Source organism: Arthrobacter sp. MW3 TE3886, from assembly GCF_041262145.1.
Classification (GTDB): domain Bacteria; phylum Actinomycetota; class Actinomycetes; order Actinomycetales; family Micrococcaceae; genus Arthrobacter.
Window position 1 is genome coordinate 2,140,580 of sequence record NZ_JBGCAN010000001.1, and the last position, 20,688, is coordinate 2,161,267.

The window sequence follows — 20,688 nt, forward strand, 5'->3', positions numbered from 1 at the left end:
GGTTAGAGGCCTGCCAGCAGGTCCTTCATCTCCTGGATTTCGGCTTCCTGGGCGGTCACGATCGCCTTGCTCAGCTGGATGGCGTCGGGGTTCTTGCCTTGGCTGGTTTCGGTCTTGGCCATCATCACCGCGCCCTCGTGGTGGGCGATCATCTGGGCCAGGAACAGCTTGGCCGCGTCGGTGCCCTGGGCGGCGTCGAGCTTCTTCAGGTCCTCATCGCCCATCATCCCGTCGCCCATGCCGTGGCCGGACGCCATCTGGGTGGGTTCGTTCCAGGTGTGGAGCCAGCCCGTCATCTTTTCGATTTCCGGTGCCTGGGCGGCCTTGATCTTGGTGGCGAGGGCGGTGATCCGCGCGTCCATGCCCTGTTTCTTGAGCATCATGTCGCTCATTTCCACGGCCTGGGCGTGGTGCGGGATCATCCCTTGGGTGAACATGGTGTCTGCCGCGTTGTGGTCCGCGGTTGCCGGGGCTGAGCTGGACGCCATGCCCATGCCGCCGCTGCCCATGCCCGGCATGGTGCTGGTGGGTGTGCTTCCGGAGGTGCCGGCGCAGCCGGCAAGGGCAATGGCGGCGGAAATGCCGAAGGCAGAAATTGTGGCAGAAACGGTCAGGGTTTTCTTCATGGGGTCAAGTCCTTCAATCATCAAAATGGCGTTGTGGCACGCCTGCGGATGACACGCCCGCGCCGCCGGAGAACGGGGTGGAGCGTGTCGGGGTAAGGAGGGACGCCGGGCACGACACGGCGCGATCCGTTCTTACGTCCGGCTGATGGACAGATCGCCCGGCGAAGGACTTGCGGGGAGATAGGAGTACGCCCGGACGGCGGCGGCGTCGCCGGGCGTGTCCGGGTTGTGCAGTGAGTCCGGTGCCATGCCGGGTGGGGGCGCGGCCAGGGAGGTCACGGCAGCCGACGGCACACAGGCCGAATGCATCGACGCGGGGTCGGTGCAGCTCGATTGGCATACGCACGACGCCGACGGTGCAGCAGCTTTGGTGTTGCCCGACGGCTCGGGACCGGCTGTGGCCGAAGCGGCCGGGGCCATGGAGTCATGGGCCGTTGTGCCGGCGTGCGGGGCATGGGCAGCCGGATGGGATGCGAGGTTGGTCTCCGGCCGCGAGGACGGCCCCGCGGCTTCCGCGGAGGATGTCACCGCAGTGGTGGCATGGGCGCCATGCATTCCGGTCATGATGTGCATCCCGAGGAATCCAGCCACGATGGCCAGCAGGCCCACCAGCAGGAATCCGCGGCGAAGGGCGGTAGCGGCATGGTCCACGAACGCTGCGGCCATGGCATTCTCCCTCCGGATAACGGTGGCGGACGTTAGACAGGTTAAGGCTACAGGCTGAGCATTGGCCGGGCCGCCAGCGGGGCCGGTCATGGAAGGGCCTCACTGACCTTGCGGATCCAGGAATTGCTTCCGATCCCGGACTTCAGCAACTCCGAACGTGCCAGAGATCGGTTCAGAGTGCCGACCGGCGTTCCCAGGCCGGGTATCGGTCGTATCGTACGTGGGCGACGTCGGCTCCTTGACAACGTCCTGGTTTTCTTTCCCGAAATCGCAGGTACTAAAGATCTCGTATACCCCTCCGGGTATTTTATTGTAGTCTCTGAAGTGACGACCGCAGGCGGTCAGCGCAGACTTTGCCGGGGCAGGGAGGCATGGAAGGGCCTCATCGAGATCCGGTACCACGGCGATGCGGCGCCAGGGACTCACATTGAAAATCACTTGAAGGAGCCTAGCCATGAGCTACGCACACACCATTACCGTCGCCCTGCCTTATGAAGAAGCGGTGCGCCGGACCCGGGAGGCACTCGCCGGCCAGGGCTTCGGGGTCCTCTCCGAAATCGATGTCCGCTCAACCTTCGAGACCAAGCTCGGGGAGGAGAGCGGACAGGCCCTGGGCGACTACCTCATCCTGGGTGTATGCAATCCCGCCCTGGCCCAGCGCGCTCTAACCGCGGAACCGGACATGGGACTGCTCCTTCCCTGCAATGTCGTCATCCGGCGCGGCCGCGACGCCGACGCGACCGTCATCCAGACAATCGACCCGCAGACTATGGTCCGGCTCAGCGACACCCCGGCCGTCGCCCTGGTCGCCGCCGAAGCCGATGACCGCCTCCAGGCCGCGCTGAAAGAGCTCCAAACCGCCTGATTCCCGGCCGGCCTCCGGACCGAATGACCACGGGAAGCGCAACGGCCACCGCGGCCTCCCCGTGCGCATCGGAGCCCGGCTGGCCGCCCCGGCCCATGATGCGACGATGTACCACCCGCCGGGCCGTAATGCCCTGTTCCGGGAGGCGGCCCGAACGTAGCTTCACAAGAGGAGGTCTGATCATGATGGATGGCTGGTACGGCAATGGCTGGGGTATCGGTGCATGGGTGGCCATGGCCTTGCTGATGCTGATTTTCTGGGGCGGAGTCGTAACCGTCGTTGTGCTCCTGGTCAGGCGTCCACATCCGGGTGAGGGACCGGCCGCACCACGGCCGCCGCACCACGACGCCGAGCGTATTCTTAGTGAGCGCTTCGCCCGAGGGGAAATCGACGAGCAGGAGTTCACTGCCAAGCGCGCGGCGCTCAGGCGCCAGGAATGAAGACCCCTTCGCTCCGCGGTCAGGTCATCCTCGGGATCGCATCCGTGATTCTTCTGACCGCACTGTCGCTCGTGGCGGTCGGCGTCGTCGGTAGCGTTGTGAATCCCGGGGGTCCCGGCTTTCTGTCCCGGGCCCGGTGCGCGGCTCCGAATCTTCCCGGGCCGGTCGTCGGCGTTTCGCTGACCAACATGGGCGGGCCCATGATGAGTCGGCCCAATCGCATGATGGGCGGTGCCATGCGGATGACGGCAGACCGGAGCGCGGTGGGACACGGCACGGTGTCCTTCCTGGTCACCAATGGGGGAACCATCAGTCATGAACTGGTCATCCTTCCTCTTCCTGAGAACCAGATCGCCGGCACCCGCCCAATCGGCGGGGACGCCAAAATCGATGAGTCTGGCACCATCGGGGAAGCGTCCAACACCTGCGCCGACGGCGCCGGGCAAGGAATCCTGCCTGGCGCGTCAGGCTGGGTCACCGTCACGCTGCCGCCAGGGCGGTATGAACTGGTCTGCAACCTCTCCGGCCACTACGCTGCCGGCATGTACACCCAGCTCACGGTGAACTAGTCCCACGGACATAGCGGCCATGGACATCGCCTTGCTGTCACGCCTGCTGGGCCTGCGGGTTGCCTGGCGCAGGAGGGACCGGTGGGATGCCGGTCAGATTGCCGGCTATCAGGAACAGGCTTTGCGGGAACTGCGTCGCGTGGCCTACTCGGGATCAGAGTTCTATCGAAGGCATCATGCGGGTCTGTTGGATGCCCCGCTGGAGCAATTGCCGGTGGTGACCAAGGCGGAACTGATGGCGAAGTTCGATCAGGCCGTCACGGTGCCCGGTCTGAGACTGGCAGATGTTGAGGACCATCTGCACACGTTGAGCGAAACCGGCGGGGACCCGGGGGTCCCGTGGAAAGGGCGGTGGTGGGCTGCCGCCACAGCGGACACGACCGGCCGCCGTGGAATCTTCATCTGGGACCGGTCCGAATGGGGCACCGTCCTGGCCTCCTACGCCCGTGCCAATGACTGGGCCGGAATTTCCGCCGGGCTGAGCCGGCCGCTGAAAGTCGCGGTGGTCAGCTCCCGTGTCCCGACGCACCAGTCCGCCGTCGTCGGGGCCTCCCTGCGCTCCCGCCTGGTCCCGACCCTCCGCCTGGACGTGACCGCCCCCATGAAGGAAACGGTCGCGGCCCTCAACGACTTCCAGCCCAGGAGCCTGGTCGGGTATGCCTCCGCGCTGCGGCCCCTGGCCGCCGAACAGCGCGCCGGCAGGCTGGCCATTGCCCCTGAGGCTGTGATGTCCGCGTCCGAGGTACTTAGCGCTCAGGCGGCGGCCGAAATGGAAGCCGCCTGGGGCAGCCGGCCGTTCGACGTCTACGCGGCGACCGAGACGGCAGGCATCGCGTCCCCGTGTTCCTACCGGAACAGTCACGTGTACGAGGACCTGGTGATCGTTGAACCCGTCGATCAGGCCGGGGGGCCGGTACCGTTGGGGACCGTCGGCACCCGGCTGCTGGTGACGGTCCTGTTCTCAAGAACGCTGCCGCTCATTCGCTACGAAATGTCCGACAGGGTGGCAATCGGCGGCCAGGGATGTCCGTGCGGCCGGTCCTTCGCTTTGCTGAAAACGGTAGAGGGGCGGGTGGAGGACGTCCTGCTCCTACCCGGTCGGGAGGGCCCGGTCAGTGTCCACCCGAATGTATTTCACAATGTCCTGGACGAGGCCGCCGTCGCGGGGTGGCAAGTCATCCAGGAACCCTCCGCGCTGCGCGTGCTCCTTGCGGGCATGGCGAAGGACGTCTCAGCCGATCGCATCCGCTCCGAACTGGCCGCTGCCCTCGCGTCATCGGGCGTGGTGGGGACGCAGCTGGACATCCGCCTTGTTGAGAGCGTTGAGCGCACAGCCCTGGGCAAAGCGCCGCTCGTGCGCGGACTGCCCCGCAAGTCCTGACCGCAGTCCCGCCTGGCTTCCCTGCCGCCGGGTGGCCAGGATCCCGCCCTAAGCGCCACCCCGCGAAAATGCCCGATGTTGCAGTGCTCCGACGACGTATTCGAGGTCCCGCGGTCGGTAGGGGTATTGCGCCACGGTGGCTGTGAGTTCGCCGGACTTTACGCCCTGAAGTCCTTCGGTAGGCCATCGACACTGATGATGGCGACTTTGCCCGTCGGGCCGGCGTTCGCGAGCTCGTGGGCGACGGCCAATCCCATGACGGGGTTAAGGCGGCAGTCAAGGCCAAACTCAACGGAATCTTCACTGGGGTGGGATGAGCGGAAGTCTGTCGCGGATACTTCGGGCGCCTTGTCGCGCCAGGTTGATGTGCCGTTGGGAATCCGCTCGAGCAGACCATTAACGAACGGGCGGATGTCTGCACGGACGTAATCAGTTGCTGCCTTGCCGAGGCTGGCGGGATTGGCCAGGAATGGGGTGAAGGCCAGTTCCGCGGCTCCGATCATCATCAGGTCGGAGCCGAGGGCTGCACGGTGGATTTTTGCCTGTCCAGCGGGGCCGTCCATCGCCTGCGACTGCAGCATTGCGTGCAGTGCCTCCGGGGCGAGCGTGTGCAGGGTTCCCAGGAAGCCGTCAAGGACGATTGCGTCGGGGTTGAAAATGTTCACAGCGTTGCGCAGGGCTATGCCCAGGTAGGTGAGCTGGCGTGCGACTTCGTCGCTGAGCCCGGCGCTGTTGCTGCTCCCGAGTGCTTTCTCAAGGTCGGCGGTGTCGCCGCTGCTCAAGCCGGCAAGTTCCAGGAGGCGGGACTGGGAGACCTCGGTTTCCAGGCAGCCCGTGGCGCCGCAGTGGCAGGTGGTGCCGCCCGAGCGGACAAAGGTGTGGCCGAGTTCCCCGGCATAGCCGGAGGCCCCCCGAAGCAGGTGACCGTCGGCGATGATCCCGCCGCCGATGCCGCTGGCGCCACCGTTGAGGTAGATCAGATTGCCCGGCCGGACACCGGATCCGGATCCGGCTCCGGCGCCGGCGCCGGCGCCACGTGCCCAGAGCCTGGCCGCCAAGTGGAAGTATTCGTCCGCCAGGAGCATGGCCGGCCGCTGAACCCGAGGTGGACCTCGGTGAAGTCCGGGTCGTGCCGTACGGTGACGACGGGCCTGAGCCAAGCTGTACCGATGGCTATTCAGCGCCCACGGAATGTTGAGGCTTGTATCGGTTACGTCGCACTCGAAGGTATATCGCTCCAGCCGCTCCTAGGACCACTGGAATCGTGATCCCCAGGGGAGCGGCCCACTTGTCAACTACTTCGCCCACTGCATATAGGAACCCAACACTTACCTCAAGGTCTGCCTCGTATGTTTTTACTTCGAATTCGCCCTCAGTACCTGGAATTGGTGCAAACAAGCGGAGCTCCAGTTTGTGGCGGCCAGGTTGGCGAGGGGTGATGTACCAGCCCCACTCGCCGACTTCATCGCTGGGTAACGCAATCACGCCGGATGTATTGCCCCGGCGCTCAATATCGAATGCTTCGCCAGTTAGATCGGCACGCATGAGTGCGCACAGCTTGGGGTGGGCAGTAACGACGGGTCCGCTTGAAGGCAGCCCTGCTTCGGGCCGTTTGATGGAGTCCTTTAGGGCCACACGGAGGACGAACTCATCCCGTCGGCCCTGTTCCATCGACGACGGTGGTGAGTATGCGATAGTGCCTTCGAGACACTGGTCCAGATACCTCTTGGTTGCGTTGCCCGCATCCGTCGTGCTGGTGCTACCGGACGTAGGGGTCGGCGCTGATGTCGCCTCGGTTGGCATCGAACCTGGGTCAGTCGCGCCTTCGCTGGGATCACCCGGTGTCGGCTCGGTTGGTTCGAATGACGGAGTGGGTGAGGCGGGAGGGTCAGGCGGCCCCGGGCTCAGTACGAGGTTGTAGGTCTGATCGGCGGCTCCTGCGAGTCCGATCGCAACCTGCTTAATGCCAAGCATTCTGGGGAGCGAAATCAACATTCAAACCGTCACGGCAGCGGAATTCCACAATGGGCGACTTATCCTTCTGATCGAATGTACATATTGTGCCCGGGGGATAGGTTGACTTCGGAGTGAAAGTGCAGTGGAGAGATGAACAAGACGGCTGAAAATCGACCCGCAGTACGCCCGCATTGGTTGGGGCTGTCTCCGGGGGCTTCCAGAGCTTGCCGGGTGTCTTCGGCGTAGCGGAACTCGTGACAGCGATTTCGGGCGTAACTGCTGGGGAACCGGCCGCAGTTTCCGACCCAATTGCGGAGACGCAAGTCAAACCAATCAAGAACAGTACCGCGAGAAACTGTGCGGATACTCTCAGTGAGCTGCGAGCATTCGTAGGCTGCCGGATGGGGGAAAAGTCCACGGTTGGCCCCGTACATTGAGGACATTGAACGGATTTGAAATAGACCGGATTAAGGGCAGTTTGCCCCCCGGCCGGATTATGCGTCACGCCCCGTTGCTCTCTACCTGAACGGGTTTGTGTACAGCATCCTTTCAGATGCATCGTCACGCGGTGCTTCCCTCCAGCCATGGATCGTTGGGGAACAAGACTTTTAATCCCTGTTGCGGCGCGGAGTCCAGCAGGGCACTCACTGACTGCAGTGCCCTTTGACGGTCCGCCCCCTCAGTCGCCCTCATACACCGAGCGAAACACCACGAAGTTGAGGCGGGCGCGGAGGGCATTGGCGCGCGGGACCGTGAACTGGCCGGCGATAAGCCGGCGGTGGAACGCCCACATAGCCAGAGTCGGGACCGTTCCGTCGGGGTCGCGGTTCTTCGTCATGTCGCGCCGCAGCAGTTCGCGCCAGCTGCTGGTACGCATGTTCCACCGCATGTAGGTCATGCCCAGAAGGTCGAGCGGGCGAGGCCTCGGCTTCACTTCGGCTGTCGCGGCCTCCTGGGTCTCCCGCCAGAACGCGTCGACGAGCATCAGCGAGAGCACGGCGAACCGACGGGATGCAATGACGGTGAACTCGCCCGGCGCCCCGGGGACCGCGGTGACAGTGAGCTCGCCATCGATCTCCGCAGCGATGTTACGCGGCAGCCGTCCGGCCGTTACCTGCGCTGCGACGGCCGCGCGGAAGACCGTGTCGTGCTGGGCGCCCGAGCCGGGACCCCGCGCGATGTCGTTGTCCTTGCCCGGCACGGCGATCGTCTTGACGAAATGGTCCGTGCCCATGTTCACGAAGAAGAACGCCGAGCGCCAGAGCGAACGCGCGTCCGCGGCGTTGTTTCCCCGTACGCGGGGACCGACGGGCGGGGTGGTCAGCCCCTCCTTCGCCCAGACGCCGAGGAGGATCCAGGGCGGGGCGGACTGGCTGGGATTCTCGAACCAGGCGCGGTACGCGTCCTCGACGCGGTCGTCCCTGACCCGCCCGAACAGCACGTTGTCGTCAAGCGTCGGATGCGGACTAGCGGGCGTTCCGATCCCGGTCTCGGCCATCATCGTCGCGCGCGTCCTCGCAGTAACGCTCGTCGCCTTACCTGCATTCGCGCGCTCAGCGGCGGCGCGACCACGGGCGAATGTGATTCCCGCCTCGAGCAGGCGAACGCGTTCGGCCTGATCCGACGTGGCGAGAACACTGCGCTTCACGACGGAGAAGCGTGTATCCGGCGCGGACGGCTTAGGCGATAGTGGTGCGAACTTCGTGCGGTGGAGTGCTATTCGGTTCATCGTCTCCGCGCCGGCCTGCCCTGGAATGATCGTCCAGAGCTTCCACGAGCCGCGGACGTCAACATGTATGCCGTCGGAGGCGACCCCGATAGCGAGCTCCGGGCCGGCCGCGTCGATGGCTAGCTGTGCCAGCTGTTCTCCCGGCATGCCGGAGACGCGGATGTCAGCTGCCTGTCCGGACGTGTGCCGGCTCTCGGTGTCCGCGCCCGCCGAGGCGAATCCGCTCGGCCGATAGCCGGCGTCCACGAGAACGGGGCGGCCGGCCTTGTCGCGGATCGCCTGGAGCACGCGAACCAACTCGGGGGAGATACGAGCGATGGGTGACGGGGTTCCTTCAGCGGAGGCCAGCTCCTTCACGGTGAAGTTCTTGGAGAGGGCGCGGCCGAGCGATTCCGGGGCGATCGCGAGCAACGGCAGACCGGTGGCGTGAGGATCGGCGTGGGCAGGATCGGATGCGGCGGTGGGGGCCGCGTACGGGAGAGAATATCCGGACGGGAAGACGACCGATGCACCGGGAGTCTCCGCGGAGGAGGCTGCGACGCCGAAGTCTTCGAAACCGGTCCCGGCGGCGGACTCAGCTGCGGACTCGGACTCCCGGGCCACGCTCTCGGCACGATCCTCCGTCCAGGTCCCCTCGGCGGGCGCTTCGGACTGGTCACCAGCCGGAACGAGATACTCCGCGTCGAGCTCCTCTGGTTCAAAGGCCTCGGAGAAGACCGCCTCCCGGTGGAGGTTTTCTGGCTGCGGTGGCTCGAGAGCCTCCCACGCGAACGCTTCGGAGTCGAATGCCTCGGGCTCGAACGTTTCTGCGCCGATCGCCTCGGGCTTGAATGACTCCAGCCCGGGCTTTTCCGACGACCGGTCCTCGGGCTCCGACCCGAAGTACTGCGAGTCGCGTGGGGCCGGGTGGAACTCAATGCTGTCGTTCCAGGAACCGGATGCCTCAGTGTGCTCCCTCCACGAGGCCTCGTCTTCACCAGCCTCGACTGCTTCGTGTGCCTCACCGGAAGCGACCTCTGCGGCATCGAAATCGCCGTCCTCATCCTCGGCCGTGAGCTGATCCCAGAACTCCGGTTGTTCCTGCGATCCGGACCCCTCCCAGGCCTCCGCGACAGGGGATTCGGCCCACTCCTCCCAGTCCGGGGCCGCCATTTCGCTCCACCTGTCCTCCTGCGCTTGCTTGCCCGCGGAGGGCAGGCAAGCAAAGCGCCGCGCGTCCGGAACGTCGGACCCGGCATCCGCGAGGAGCGTTCCGCCGTACTGACCGGGGATCTCTCCGTGACCCACCGTGGTGCGCTCGACGCGGAAGCGTGCCCGCACGGCGGGTGGAGCGGCGGCAAGGAGTGTGCAAAGCGTCTTGCCAAGGGTCTCGCTCGCTGGCTGTGTGCCCGGGTGCTTGGCGGTGCCTGCCCGATAGAACACCCGCATCGCCGCTCCGGTTCCCGCCGGTATCCGCCTCGCTGCCCACTGTGCCAATGCCGTCGCCGGCTGGTAGAGCGCGTCGAAGACATACACCTCGTCCGGGTCGCTCTGCGCGACGATCGCAAGCATCGCCTTGCCGCCGCCGGAGTGCGCCGTCAGGACGAGCCGCCCCCGGGGCGCGCTAACACCCGTGGCGCGTGTGAAGCGGGCCACGGCATCGTCCACCAGCCTGTCGAGGGCGCCCGCGGCCGTCAGCGCGGGGAAGTCGTAGCCCCTACCGCTTGAGCCACCGTAGAAGTCACCCCGCGGCAGCACGGTGAGCGTCGGCCGGGTGCGGGAGCCCAGGTCTAGCCCGCTGATGCGCCGCATCTCGGTGTCGATCCGCATGCGTGACGCGTTGGCGCTGAAGCCGTGCAGATGCACGACGACGTCGATGGCAGTGGGATTCGCCATGGTGTTCCAGCCCAGCACGAGGTCCGGCGGGGTGCCGCGATGCTTCGCGAGCAAGGGGACGCTGCGCACGATGAGTCCGCCGCCCGTCGTCGCGCCGGGGACGATGGGCAGGGGATCGGGTGGCGCGGGGGACGGGCGTGGGGGTGTGAAAGGCGCGGCTCCGCCCTTGTGCTGCTTGCGGTACCGGGCGAGTTCGGTCAGGGCAGCGGAGTTCTTCAGCGTGCCCTTGCCGAAGTAGGTCCAACTGTCGCCGCGCCCGCGCACGTCGACGTGCGCGTAGTCCGGGCCGACGCCGAGCGCGACCTTCGGCCCCCACACGTCGATGGCGACCTTGGCGATGTCCATGCCGGTCATCCCGGCGATCTTGATGTCGGCGGCCTTACCAGCGCAGTGCTGGCTCAGGGTCGGGGGTTTGCCGTAACCCTTATACACGACGCCGTTGCGTTTCCAGGACCGATAGCCAGAGGTCACCTTGACTGGCTTGCCGACCCGGACGCGGATGGCCTGCAGCAGTTGCACGAGTACCGGTGAGATGCGGGCGATGTCGGCCGGCTTGCCTCCGCTCGTCACCAGTTCGCCCACCGTGAAGTTGTCCGAGATCTTCTTCGCCCGGACCGATGGCCCGGTGTCGAGAAGCGGGAGGTTGGCGCCGGTCGGATCCCAGTGCTCCTCGCCCGGACCCGTCGCGCCGGTAGCCGGCCGGAGTTCGAGCCCGGATTGGAAGGTCTCGTCCTCGGTCTGCGGTGCGATCTCGCCGTACCGAAGCAGCTCATCCTGGAAGGACTCGTCGAACACCTGCTCAGTGGAGATGGACTCCGACGACGTCCCCTCGGATCCCATCGTCGGTTCCCCTTCCGCGAACGGTGATTCGAACCCTGAAATCTGCAGCATGTCGGTGGCCTCTTGGGCGCTAACGCGTCAGGGACGGCTGGGTGGAACGTGGCCGCACCTCGATGGGCGTCTTGCGGGACTTCAGGTCACGCCCGGTCGCCGCAGACCACTCGGTGATGACGCGGCGGCTCGTTGAGCCGAGCAGCTTCACGTTGGTGTTGGGAATGACTCCGTCCTTATAGAGCACGTAGGCGAAGTCAGGTGACGGGATGAGGTTGCTCTCGATCGTGCGCAACAGCAGGGATAGGTCGTCGGCCATCGAGATGAGAGACGACGTCTTGGAGTGCGCGGGCAGCCCCACCTTGGCGCCGATCAGCTTCAGCCGGTCGGATGCGTTGGTGGCGGTCGCCCGGAGGTCCTCGACGATGGCAGAATTCGTGTCGAGGGTGAAATAGAGCCAGCTGAGGGCCGTGGCCGCCGCCAATTCCTCCCGCGCCAGCTGAGCCGACTGCCGCCGGGAGAGAAGTATGAACTTCAGTTCCTCTGTGATCGCGAAGATGCGGTCCTGGTCGGACGAGTTCACGCCCGAGAAGTTCTTCACATTCATGATCGCCTGCCACACCTCGTACAGGAGCTCTTCGAAGAGCCGCACAAAAGAGGTGTTCGCCGCGACCGCCTTGTCGTACGCGACCGGCTTGTTGTCCTCGCCGCCGAACGCGAGGTCCATGCCGAACATCCGCCAGTACGCGTTGCGCCGCACTGACTCGGCATCTGGGCGGAGGCTGCTCGTTGAGAGCCACGCCGACATGGGGTAGTCCGCTCCGAACACCAGGGTTTCGGTGACGTCCAGCCAGCGCTGCGTGTCGATAGAGGGGATGCCGAGGCTCTCACCGCGCCGGAACTCCCGCACCACCCTGGCCATGATCTGCACCATTCGCGTGTTCTCCAGAATGTACGAGTACATCAGATGGTCCCAAGCGAAGCCGGGCACAGGCGGATAGCTCGCGAAGGCGCCCATGCCGAACAGTGCGCTGCGGGCTTTGCCGCTCTGTGGGATGGACGCGTTCCACGCCCTGGCCGCGTCCCAGACCTGTTCCATGTACAGGACGAGGTCCAGTTGGTCCGCCTGCAGCACCGCGGTAGCGGCGTCCGAGGGCTGCGGGGCTGCGGGGAATCCGGGCAGAGCGTTGCCGTTCAGCGCGACAGGGTCAAGAAGCCGTCTGGCGAGTTGAGGGATCATGATCGTTCCGTTTCTGTTCTGTGCGATGCGTCGATGGGTCAGGGTGCCGTGACGAAGCTGGTAGGCGCCGGCGGCGTCCCGGGAGGGGGGCCGGGTTCGACGATGGTCGCCCGGCGGACGACGTAGGAGTTGGAGTCGAAGCGCGCGGTGGTCCCCTGGACCTCCCGGAAGCGTCCGACGTCGACCGTCCCCACTTCCGCCCCGGCCGACGTCAAGGTGTTGAGCACGGCGAGCGGCGCCAGTTTCGCGCCCAGCGTGCTGTCCAGGTTCTGCAGACTGGTGCTCAGCCCGTCGAGTGCGCTGCTCAGGAGCACTTCTCGCATGAGCGACTCGTACTTCTGCCGGTCCGCCTCGTAGAGGGCCTCCACGCGCTCCATCCGGGAGCGATACTCCTCCTCGCGGACGCGCGACTGAAGCAACTCCCCTTCGAGGGCGCTGATCGCAAGGGACGCCTGCTCGAGCCGCTGACTTAGCTCGTCCTCGAGCATGCTGAGTCTCCGCTCGGCTTCCTCGCGCTGTGTCCTCTCCCGCTCGACTTCTCGCCGCTGTTCAGCAGCGGAGGGGCGGCCGGTCGTTCCTCTCTTGACGCGGCCCGTGCCCTCGTCCGTGCCTTCGCTCGCCATGTTGCTCATCGTTTTCTCCGATCTCGGATGGGGTTCAGGTTGCGCCGTCACGCGGCCGTGGGCGGCGCGGACATCCACGTGCGGGCACGCTCGATCCACGCGGTCGCGTCAGGGGGGCGTTCGCTCTCCCGTAGACCCGCGAGGGCGACGATGCGGATGCCCTCGGTGCGGCGCCAGTGCGGTGAGACCCAAAGGTTAGGTCCAGCCGTCCGCTCGAGGTGGCCGAGCGCACCGGGGGCAACCCGTGCCGGGTCGATCACGCTGGTCATGGGGCGGCCGGCCAGTGCAGGAACGGGGGAGGTGAGACACGCGTCCGCGACTCCGGGGAGCGCGCGGCCGGATCGCTCGATGAGGCGGCGGACCGTGGCATCAGCCCTGTCCAGCGGGAACGACGTGCGCATGGCCGACTCCAGGTCGTCCCAGGGTCCGGCGCCGAAGGCCTGCCGGCAGAAGGCGCAGCCAAGCAGAGTCCGCAAATATCCGATCGGATGGGGATCGCCGACGGGCCAGCGCAGAATGGTGCGCGCGTCGCCGACCACGTCGTAGAGCGCGGTGATCGAGGCGTACCCTGTGTGCAGGAAGGCGAACACATCCGCGGCGATCTCGGAGCTCCACGGTCGCCACATGTCCTGGAGCTCGCGGTTGGGCGACAGAGCAGAACCAAGCGAGCGCTCAAGTGAAGGGACCCAGCCGGTGATGTGGGCGACCTGGTGGCCGGACTCGTGGAAGAGGGAGGTCGGCCGGTAGAGGTTGTGCCGCACGATTTTTATAGCGGCCACCGGATTGATGCTGCCGGGCGCCCACAGCCGGATGCCGGACCGGATGATCGAGGCGCCCATGCCCTTGTCGAGGTAGGTCAGCACCGGAATCGACGGCAGCCCCGCTCGGGACAGCACCGGATCCATGCTCTGCACTGCAAGAGTATCGAGGGACTGCAGCGCTGCCCGCAGCTGCGGGCTGGTGCGCGAGTTCACGGCGTCCCCGAAGAAGTCGAGCGTCGCCTCCACTTGGCCGAACCGGCGGCGAAACTGCTGGATGGCGCGGCCCGCCGTCGGCAGTTCCGAGGGGTCCCGCTGCGCGGAGCGGGCGAGGGCCAACGCGGCCCTTCCCATGGCGAGCAGCTCCTGCACGATGACCGACAGGTGGCGGCGCAGAGGCAGTCCTACGTGACCCTCGACGGCCCGCCAGGCCTGCTCCGATGCGAACTCTTCCGCGTCGAGGAAGGTGGTGGCCGCCGCGAGCCAGTGCGCGATCTGCCGCTCGAGGTCGTCGGCGACCGCTTGGAGACCGCCCCGGGGAGCCGTCGCGGGGACGCTGCTGATGCTCATGGGCGATGCTGCCCTGCACGCACGACGACGGATCCGTTCGGGGTACCGCGGAAGGCGGCGCCGGAAACGATCGACGTGATGGTTGCGCGGCCGAGAGTGCCGTTGAGCGCCTGCCGCACCATGGGCATACCCGGCACGTTGATGAGACTGATGGTGATTGTGACGCCGCTGCGCGGATCCGCGGCCGCCCGGGCGAATTCTGCACCTTTCGAACGCACCCACTCGGCTACGACCCGCATGAGCCACGCTTTGATCGCCTTGCGCAGCGTCGAAATGAGCGCGGGCATCAAACGCTTCAGGATTGGCCCGAGGAACTCCTCGCCCTCCTCGTACTCCTTTACGATGCGCACGCGGCCGTTCGGGGTGGCGAAGGACTGCGCGAGTCCGTCGATCGCCGCGGATACTGCGGGGAGCACGACGGCGCTGCCCCGGCCGGTGCGGATGCCCTCTGCGATCTTCTGAGCATCCGGCTCGGAGAAGTAGAGGGCGGCGGTGATGCGGGCAGCGACCGTGTCGAGCACGAGCCAGCCCTGTGTCGGTTGACCGGCAGCGCCACGGCGCCCGGCTCCACCGGCCGGCGCGACGACGGCTCCGGCGGAGACGGGCTCCAGGTAGTAGAAGCGTTGACCGGCAGCGACGCGCTGGCGGCTGCGCAGGAAGACGGGGGACACGGCGACACCCAGCCCGGGCTCGCGGAGAAGCAGCGCCGCTGCGCTCGGCGTGAGCGGGTGCAGCTGACGGCTTGAGAAGGGTCCGCCCCGGCGCTTGCGTTCCTGGGCCGCGATGCGGCGGAGGGATGTGCCCACGGTGGGCCTGGAAGATGTGTACACGCGCCTTGAACGGCACGGTCATGCCTGCCGCTATGAGGCTCGCCGCGAGCGTGACACCGCCGAAGCTGCGCACCCGGTGGGCGATGGCCCCGGTCACCTCGACCTCGGGTGTCCGGCTGTAGCGGCGGTACGGGCGGGGGCTGCGGGGACGGCGCGCCACGAAACGGCCGCCGAGAGCTGGGGCCTTGCGCAAGCCAGGCCGCACCAGCGGCGCGGGGAAGTTCGCCGCCACCGCCCGCTCGAAGGCCTGGGCGGTGGCGAACTGCATGAGATCCTCGTCCTCGAGCTGGTACTCCTCGCTCTCGGCGAGGCCACGAACCGTGTCCTCAATGGTGCTGGCGAGCATCACCGGAACGGCCTCGTCCTCGTTCTCCGGCTCCATCTGTTCGAGCGACACGAGCCGGAGTCCGGTGTCGACTATCGCGTTGGAGAGCGGACGCGCCAACTGCGGGCCAACCCACTTGCCGATGAGCTGTGCCAGGTACTTGGCGAGGAATCCGACCACCCGGGGACGGCCGACGATGCGGATGCCGGTCCGCAGAGCCGCCAGCAGCACGGGAACGAACTGGTCGATGGCGGGGGTGAGGTCCTCCCCGTCCCGGGCGTTCTGTAGCGCGTCGATGAGCTTGCCGCGCGCCTCCGCCAGGGCCTCGAGCTCGAGGCTGCCCTGCGCGCCTTCGTACTCCTGCTCAAGGTCGAACGACTCCGACTCAGACTCCGCCGCGGCGCTCCCATCGGTGATGAGCTTTTCGGCGAGCGCTGCGTCGAAGGACTCCACAAGTGCCTCGGTGTCGGTTGCGATCGCGGGCGAGGAAACAAAGTCCTCGTTCTCCCGGTCGCCCTCGTATTCGTACTCGTCCAGAGCCTCGTACTCGTCCTCGCCCAGTAGCTTACGTGACAGCAGCCGCGCCGGTGCCTGCAGGGGGGCGGGCAGCCTTCCGATGGCGAAGGACAGCACACGCTTGAGCAGGGGACTGATAAGTTTCTTCAGTCCCTTCAGCGCGCTGAGGAGGAGCCCGCCTGCGGCCTTGCCGACCTTCTTCGCGGTGTTCACCACGAATTTCACTGCCTTCTTGGCCTTGCGAACGATGCCACCAATGAACTCCTCGCCGGCGGGGGAGAGCTCCGGGGTGGGATCGAGGCGGTCGAGCACCTCGTTGAGTTGCAGTTCGTCCAGTGACTCCAGGTCCTGCCCGTCGAGAGACTCGGTGAGCCGGTCGAGGTACTGCTCGGATGCGAGCAGCACCGGGGCGAGGTAGTTCTCGGCGAGGCGCTCCTTCTCGAACTGTGCGCCGGGCGTCGGGGCCTCATCTGAGAAGCGCTGCGCGATGGCGTCCTCGGTCTCGGCCAGGAGCTCACCTACCCCCTCGTCGAACGCCTCGTCGCGCACGGCCTCGAATGCTTCGTCCAGCAGCGACTCCGATTCGCTAGCCGGCCCACTTGAGCCGGCCTCGGTGAAGGGGCTGAAGTCCTCCGCCCAGGGCAGGAAGCCGATTGCTTCCGCTCGCGGCTCGATGGGGCCCTCGCCCTCATGCTCGCCGTTGGACGTCTCCGCGAAGGGCGCCTCCCAAAAGGGCTGCGTATCAGGACTGTATTCGTTCACCTGTCCATGGATGATGGTCATCCCTCAACTCCGTCCTCGTCGATTTGTCCGTTGATACAGTCCATCAGGAGGGGCGTCCCGCGCCGTGTCGTGGCCCGCAATCGGCGGGTTATGGGTTCGTGCGGGAATTATGCGGGGTGATCGCATGGGCAGATGTTTGGCGCATCCGTCCCAGCGCCCATGGGTGTCGTTCACTCGTGTGCCTCTCGCTCTCGGGGCGTCACTTATAGCGTGCGCGGAGCGTCCGGTCGGCGTCCGTCATAAGTACCGGGTGATCGCGGCGAACCTGGCGCCGGACCGGTCGATGATCAGCGGAAGCGGCGCTCCAGGGACGTGGGCGGAAGCGGAGCTTCGTCGGAGATCCCACCGACGGCCGCCGCGACGGCGGCGGTGAGGGTGGGGTCCGGGTGCACTCCGAGCTCATCATGCAGGGTGCGCGAGAAGTCCCGGAAACGGCACGCGGCCGCGTAGCGGTTGCCCTCGCTGAGGTGAGCGTAGATGAGGGCCGCCGCCGCGGATTCGCGTAGCGGTTCGGCGGCGAGCGCCGCCGTCCCGGCCTGCGTGGCGAGCGCGAAGAGCCCGCGAGCTGCCATCGTGCGGCACGCGGCCTCGAGTGCTTGTACGCGGAGGAGACGGAAAGCGTCCTGGTGGGCGATCACCCACTCCTCGTTCCAGCCGGGGAGCAGGTCGTGCGACAGCCGGGTAATGTCGTCGAGGCTCAACACCCCACCGCCGATCGCCCTAGTCGCAGTGGCCCGGGCGGCAGGGAGGTCGACGTCCGCGAGGAGTTGTAGGGTATCGCCATCCGTCGCGATCCATTCCGAGGGAGACTGCCACGTCGCGCGGCGCAGATTCGCTCGGCTGTGGCTCTCCGGCACGTCGGGCCAGAGCGCGCCGGCCGCCCGTGCCCGGGAGACCGGCTCGCTCTGGAGGCCGAGGAATGCGAACAGGCGCCGCGACGGCAGGGACAGCCGCACGGCAGGAAAGACGCCTAGTCCCCCCACGACCGACAACCGTGCATTCGAATGCGCCATTATCCCGCGATTCGTCAGTAACCCCTTGCAGCACGCTGCGCCCCGCTTGAGATGCGGGCCGCTGACGATTACGGCCTCGCAACCGCCACAGTGTAGACCCAAGCATCCTCAGCTCGGCCGACCGTGTCAAGGAATGTGCCGAGTGCGGTGCCAGACCGCCCTAGCCTCGTTCGTGTACAGCCGCATGCCCGAACTCAGAGTGGTCCCGCCGCCTTTCATGCCGGTGAGTTATTTCAGTACAAAAGAAGAGGCGCGCCCCTGCGATTGGCGTGCAGCTGACGAGTCGAATGCCCGGGATTGCGAAATTTGGCGTGTGTACGTTGTGCACATTCTGGGCTTCGGATCGGGTGATACATCGGTCGGATCGGGCCGGATTCCTTATGTTTCAGGGGGAACCCAGTGTTTGCGGGGGAGGGAATGCAGTTCGAGTCCCACCTCGGGCACGTGTTTTCCCTGTTCAGGGGCTTGTGGGCCGCTGAATGTGTATAAATCTCCTTTTATGGGCCCCTGAGGGGGCCCATTTTTGTTGTTGGCCGTTGCGGTCTGGCGGCTCCTTCTCTTGGTTTGGACAGCGGTGTTGCTGCGTACTTCTTCATGGCCGGGAGCGCTTGGAACTGCATGACTTGCCGAGACTTGGGATCAAATCCTCATGGTCATCCCGCCGTGGCCGCGGGAAAGGCGTGAGCGCCCGTGCTGGGTTGCTGAACGTTGGCGTCGGGCATCTTCGGGCCCGCGGCGGACCTCACCGGCGAAGTCCGCCGCGGCTGAAGAGGGGTCAGTCGATCCGCCGGGCCAAGGACACGATAATCCCCTCCGGACCGCGCACACGGGTCATACGCCAACGGTGATGCCGACATGATCGCAACGTCGTCCATGAGGCATGAGGTCCTTCTCCGGTGTTCATCGTCTCGATCCATCCGAACGGATGGAGCCGACGCGGATTCTCAACACAATCACCTGGACTGCTTGGGCAAGTCCGGCCTCCACGAACCGTAAGACGTCAGCGCGTGTCGGCCGCGGGGACGGCCGCGGCTGGCTGGCCCTGCCGTGACTGGCTCCACGCCATCCAGCCACCCGATGCAGCCATGAGCAAGGCACCAGCCGGCTGCGTCGGAAGGCTGCTGCCTGTGGTCGCAACCCCCAGCACGACGCCGAGGACGTAGAACAGGCCGGCGCCGGCAATCCACAGGGCCCCCGCCCAGAGGGGGAGGGTCCGGGACTGCCAGACGGCGACTCCAAGCAAGACGTTGCCAACGAACGCGAGCAAGAGCCCGAGCAGGAACGAGACCGTCATGGCGGATGGAAACTCCAGAAGCATGACGTCCCGGTTCCCTTCCAAATAGGCCTTCCCGATCGCGGGAGTGGCGAAAGTGGAGAGGGTAGCGGGGACCATTAACAAGCCAGTTCCCGCGGCTGCCAGTGCCAGGCGGCAGGCGCGGCTGGCGTGGGGGAGGCCGACTCCCAGGGCACGGACGCGGGTGGGGAACATTTCTGCCTTGACGATGGCCGCGCACGCCGTGTAACCGGAGCAGAACACCAGTCCAAGCATCATCATTCCGAAGGCGGCGAAAACGTTGGTGGTCCCCGCCAGAAGAGTCATGACGGGAACTGTAATGAGGGTGCCGCCGATGGAGAAAAAGAGCATGACCGTGCGGCGTCCGACGCGGTCGGATACTGCACCGGCGACGGGCTGCAGGAACATAAAGATCAGCAGGGCGAAGAAACTGATGACGGACGCGTCTTCCTTTGCAATCCCCGAGGTGTTCACCATGTACTTCTGCATGTAGGTGGTGAAGACGTAGAAGGAAACGGTGCCGCCGATGGCCAGGGCGAAAACGGCTGCAAGCTGCTTGGGGTACTGCAGGAGTGCCCGGGAGCCCACCGGCTTGGTGCCGTTTTCAAGGCCGGACGCTTCGCGGGCCTTTTCAATCTTGTAGTGCTCGGATTCATCCATGGTGCGGCGCAGGATCATCACGCCGAGCCCGGCAACGGCGCCGATGATGAACGGTATGCGCCAGCCCCATTCGCCCATCTGTTCGGGGGTCAGGATGCGCTGGAGCAGGATCATCACGAGGAGTGCCGACAGTTGGCCGATAACGATGGACACGTACTGGAAGATGGAGAGGAAGCCGCGGCGCCCCGGCGTGGCGACCTCGGAGAGGTAAGTGGCGCTGGATCCGAACTCACCACCGACGCTGAGACCCTGGAGGAGACGGGCGACGACGAGGATGATCGGGGCCACCGGCGTCGTTGTCTGGCTCCTCATGGAAAGGATCCGCGACGGACACCCCTCTACCCTCGGAGCCTCCTCCGGAGCGATCGCCGCCCTCGTGGCGATTACACCCTCCTGCGGAGCCGTCACCCCGCTCGCCGCCCTCGCGATCGGTGGAGCCGCCGGCGCGGTCTGCCACTCCGCGGTCTCGCTCAAATCCAAGCTTGGCTTCGACGACGCCTCGACGTCACTGCAATGCACTTCATTGGCGGCGTCGTCGGCGGTCTCCTGATTGGCATTCTCTCAGCCCCCGAGGCCACCAGCGGCGCCGCCGGCCTTCTCTGCAAGGCTCATGCTCCCCGGGGCCACGCCGAACAGCTCCACGACCTCGAAAGCTCTGCCCCGCAGGACCCCGAGGCGACAGTTCCCACGCGCTGACAGCCGCCAGTTCCGACCCGCATATCGCAGAAGGTGGCGGCCGTTCTACGGGCATTGAAGCTGCTTGGAGAAAAGCGGCCATTTGACGATCATGAGGCCTGCGGCCATCAGCAGGTAACCGCCCCGCATCAGGTGCAAGCGGTAGGTCGGCAGTACGGTTTCGGCGGGTCTGGCCTTCCCGGGGGTCACGGCGTCGGGGTAGTGGGTCTGTGGGTGTGAGGAGGCTGTGGGCTGTGACATGGCCAAGGTCCTTTGATTGTTGCTGATCCGGCCAGCTGACGCGTTGCCGGGGACGTGTAGGAGCAGCCTTCCATCTGTCGTGGCATCAGAGCCTCAGGAGGGACGTGACCGGGGTATTGGTCGCGGTGACCTTGCTTCCGACCACTCGCAGGGAGCTTCGTTCGAACCCTTGTCGGGAGTCGCCCGCACCAGGCGCTTCCGG

The 20,688-nt window shown here is 66.1% G+C and carries 15 protein-coding genes; 5 read left to right on the top strand and 10 right to left on the bottom strand.

The window, feature by feature from the left end:
* Positions 1–2: 2 nt before the first annotated feature.
* A complete protein-coding gene (locus ABH915_RS09715) occupies positions 3–626 on the bottom strand; it encodes a DUF305 domain-containing protein (RefSeq protein WP_370120391.1) in 624 nt (207 codons plus the stop codon).
* Between the two features lie 132 nt (positions 627–758).
* Positions 759–1,292 (bottom strand): hypothetical protein, encoded by a 534-nt coding sequence (locus tag ABH915_RS09720; protein WP_370120396.1) that lies wholly within the window; start codon positions 1,290–1,292, stop codon positions 759–761.
* 454 nt (positions 1,293–1,746) lie between these two features.
* Between ABH915_RS09720 and ABH915_RS09725 the strand changes: the two genes are divergently transcribed.
* From ABH915_RS09725 to ABH915_RS09740, 4 genes are all read left to right on the top strand, one after another.
* A complete protein-coding gene (locus ABH915_RS09725; protein WP_370120398.1) occupies positions 1,747–2,157 on the top strand; it encodes a DUF302 domain-containing protein in 411 nt (136 codons plus the stop codon).
* 182 nt (positions 2,158–2,339) lie between these two features.
* Positions 2,340–2,597: an SHOCT domain-containing protein gene (locus tag ABH915_RS09730; RefSeq protein ID WP_370120401.1), complete on the top strand. Its 258-nt coding sequence runs from the start codon at positions 2,340–2,342 to the stop codon at positions 2,595–2,597.
* The gene (locus ABH915_RS09735; protein WP_370120404.1) at positions 2,594–3,166 is read left to right on the top strand and encodes a sulfocyanin-like copper-binding protein; all 573 of its coding nucleotides are present in this window, start codon (positions 2,594–2,596) and stop codon (positions 3,164–3,166) included. Before ABH915_RS09730 ends, ABH915_RS09735 begins: the two co-directional genes overlap by 4 nt.
* 19 nt (positions 3,167–3,185) lie before the next feature.
* Entirely contained in the window at positions 3,186–4,547 is a 1,362-nt protein-coding gene (locus ABH915_RS09740; RefSeq protein WP_370120407.1) for a phenylacetate--CoA ligase family protein, read from the top strand.
* Between the two features lie 158 nt (positions 4,548–4,705).
* Here ABH915_RS09740 and ABH915_RS09745 read toward each other — a convergent pair whose 3' ends face one another.
* From ABH915_RS09745 to ABH915_RS09775, 7 genes are all read right to left on the bottom strand, one after another.
* Entirely contained in the window at positions 4,706–5,632 is a 927-nt protein-coding gene (locus ABH915_RS09745) for an ROK family protein (RefSeq protein ID WP_370120410.1), read from the bottom strand.
* A gap of 1,550 nt (positions 5,633–7,182) precedes the next feature.
* A complete protein-coding gene (locus ABH915_RS09750; RefSeq protein WP_370120413.1) occupies positions 7,183–10,998 on the bottom strand; it encodes a D-Ala-D-Ala carboxypeptidase family metallohydrolase in 3,816 nt (1,271 codons plus the stop codon).
* A 19-nt stretch (positions 10,999–11,017) separates the two neighbouring features.
* Positions 11,018–12,178, bottom strand: a complete 1,161-nt coding sequence (locus ABH915_RS09755; RefSeq protein ID WP_370120416.1) for a hypothetical protein — start codon at positions 12,176–12,178, stop codon at positions 11,018–11,020.
* A gap of 38 nt (positions 12,179–12,216) precedes the next feature.
* Positions 12,217–12,810, bottom strand: coding sequence for a hypothetical protein (locus tag ABH915_RS09760; RefSeq protein ID WP_370120418.1), 594 nt, complete (start codon positions 12,808–12,810; stop codon positions 12,217–12,219).
* A 38-nt stretch (positions 12,811–12,848) separates the two neighbouring features.
* Positions 12,849–16,583 carry a hypothetical protein gene (locus tag ABH915_RS09765; protein WP_370120421.1) on the bottom strand — a complete coding sequence of 1,245 codons (3,735 nt, stop codon included), beginning with the start codon at positions 16,581–16,583 and terminating at the stop codon, positions 12,849–12,851.
* A gap of 287 nt (positions 16,584–16,870) precedes the next feature.
* Positions 16,871–17,566, bottom strand: a complete 696-nt coding sequence (locus ABH915_RS09770; RefSeq protein ID WP_370120424.1) for a BTAD domain-containing putative transcriptional regulator — start codon at positions 17,564–17,566, stop codon at positions 16,871–16,873.
* Between the two features lie 1,030 nt (positions 17,567–18,596).
* Entirely contained in the window at positions 18,597–19,862 is a 1,266-nt protein-coding gene (locus ABH915_RS09775) for an MFS transporter (protein WP_370120427.1), read from the bottom strand.
* Here ABH915_RS09775 and ABH915_RS09780 point away from each other — a divergent pair.
* Positions 19,861–20,100, top strand: a complete 240-nt coding sequence (locus ABH915_RS09780; protein ID WP_370120430.1) for a hypothetical protein — start codon at positions 19,861–19,863, stop codon at positions 20,098–20,100. The two genes, ABH915_RS09775 and ABH915_RS09780, sit on opposite strands and share 2 nt — an antisense overlap.
* A 191-nt stretch (positions 20,101–20,291) precedes the next feature.
* Here the strand turns inward: ABH915_RS09780 and ABH915_RS09785 are convergent, their stop codons facing one another.
* The gene (locus tag ABH915_RS09785) at positions 20,292–20,486 is read right to left on the bottom strand and encodes a hypothetical protein (protein WP_370120432.1); all 195 of its coding nucleotides are present in this window, start codon (positions 20,484–20,486) and stop codon (positions 20,292–20,294) included.
* Positions 20,487–20,688 lie beyond the last annotated feature (202 nt).